Origin of the sequence: Streptomyces sp. NPDC058650, assembly GCF_042717315.1 — a bacterium.
In the GTDB taxonomy this organism is placed as follows: domain Bacteria; phylum Actinomycetota; class Actinomycetes; order Streptomycetales; family Streptomycetaceae; genus Streptomyces.
Window position 1 is genome coordinate 1 of sequence record NZ_JBHXRL010000044.1, and the last position, 1930, is coordinate 1930.

A 1930-nucleotide genomic window follows, 5' to 3' on the forward strand; every position below is an offset into this window, starting at 1 on the left:
CGAGTGGGCCGCGGGGACGCCGTATCGAGATCTCGTGGGGGCGAGCTCGGTACGGCGCCCTTGCGGCCCACTCCGTTCCCCGCATCTGCGAGGATCGTCGGATGATTCGCGTTGTGCTCTTCGACCTCGACGGCGTCATCCGACACTTCGACCCGAGCCACCTGGCCGACATCGAACGCCGGCACGGGCTGGCCGCAGGCACGATCGAGGGCATCGCCTTCGCGAAGCCGCTGATCGAGGAGGTCACGACCGGGCGGATCACCCGAGCCGAGTGGGTGCGGCAGGTCAGCGAATCGGCCGGAAGTGCGCCGGCGGCCGAGGAGTGGGGCGTGCAACCCGCGGCCGTTGACGAGGCGCTGCTCGATCTGTCCGACGAGGTTCGCGGCCTGGGGCTCAGAACGGCCGTGCTCACGAACGGCACCGACACCATCCCGACGGAGTTCGCGGCGATGGGCATCGCCGACCGGTTCGACGCGATCTTCAACTCGGCCGAGATCGGCTTCGTGAAGCCCGATGTCCGCGCGTTCGAGCATGTGCTCGACCGCCTCGAGGTGACGGCCGAGGAGGTGTTCTTCACCGACGACTCCGCTTCGAAGCTCGTCGGGGCCGACTGCCTCTCGATGCGCACCCACCTGTTCGACGGCGTCGACGGCCTTCGCGATCACCTCAGGGCCGCGGGTGTCGAGGTTCGGCCGCCCAGGTCCTAGCGCGTGGGAGCCCGGAACCCGCGGGATGCGGCTACGGTGGCACTCGTGAGCGACCACATCTCCGCGAGCGTCGCCGACGGTGTCGGCCACGTCACGCTCGACCGTCCGCAGGCGCTGAACGCCCTGAGCTACGAGATGATCCGCGAACTCGCCGCGATCTTCGAGCTCTGGCGGACCGACTCCGAGGTCGGCGTCGTCGTGCTCGACGGCGCGGGGGAGCGCGGCTTCTGCGCCGGCGGCGACATCCGCGAGCTCTACACGTATGCCTCGAACGACGACCACGCCGAAGCCCGGGAGTTCTTCCGCGCGGAGTACCGGCTCGACGCGATGATCGCGCGCTACCCCAAGCCCGTCGTGGCGCTCATGGACGGCATCACGATGGGCGGCGGCATCGGCCTCGCCGGCCACGCCTCGATCCGCATCGTCACCGAGCGATCGCGCATCGCGATGCCCGAGACCCGCATCGGCTTCACCCCGGATGTCGGCGGCAGCTGGCTGCTCGCGAAGGCCCCGGGCGAGCTCGGCGTGCACCTCGCCCTCAACTCCCGCACGATGGACGCCGCCGACGCGATGCACGCCGGCTTCGCCGACTCGTTCGTGCCCTCCGAGCGGCTGCCGCACGTCATCCAGGCGCTCGCCGAGCGCGCCGACCCCGGCAGCCCGGCCGAGATCGTCATGCTCTTCGACGAGACGCCCGGCCCGTCGGCCCTCGCACTCGCCCGCGACTGGGTCGACGCCTGCTACTCGGCGCCCACCGTCGCCGAGATCATCGAACGACTGCGCGCCTTCGCAGAGGGGCGGTCGACGGCGACCACGGGAGGTGCTGCGTCGAGCTCCTTCCCGCAGCATCCGCTCGATCCCGGCGCGACCGCCTACGCGGCCGCCGCCGCCGACGAGCTCGAGACCCTCTCGCCGACCGCGCTCACCGTGACGCTCGAGTCGGTGCGCCGCGCCCGCACGCTGCGCAGCCTCGAAGACGCCCTTGAGCAGGAGTTCCGACTCGTCTCGTGGTTCATCGAGCAGCATGACCTGCGTGAGGGCATCCGCGCCCAGGTCATCGACAAGGACCGCAACCCGCGCTGGAACCCGTCGACGCTCGCCGCGGTCGACCCCGGCCTCGCGGCCCGGGTGCTCGCCGATGAGCGATTCGACCCGGTCTGGCCCGCCTAGCTTTGTATACATCAATCGCAAATTGAGCGTGCATTTGCGAGATTCCTGCCCAC

2 protein-coding genes are annotated in these 1930 nt (G+C 70.3%); both read left to right on the forward strand.

Annotation, left to right across the window (positions count from 1 at the left end; genetic code table 11):
* Positions 1 to 113 precede the first annotated feature (113 nt).
* Complete coding sequence (locus ACFWWU_RS37065) at positions 114 to 707, forward strand: HAD family hydrolase (RefSeq protein WP_384153555.1); 594 nt, start codon at positions 114 to 116, stop codon at positions 705 to 707.
* A gap of 45 nt (positions 708 to 752) precedes the next feature.
* Positions 753 to 1877 (forward strand): enoyl-CoA hydratase/isomerase family protein, encoded by a 1125-nt coding sequence (locus tag ACFWWU_RS37070; RefSeq protein WP_384153558.1) that lies wholly within the window; start codon positions 753 to 755, stop codon positions 1875 to 1877.
* Positions 1878 to 1930: the final 53 nt, after the last annotated feature.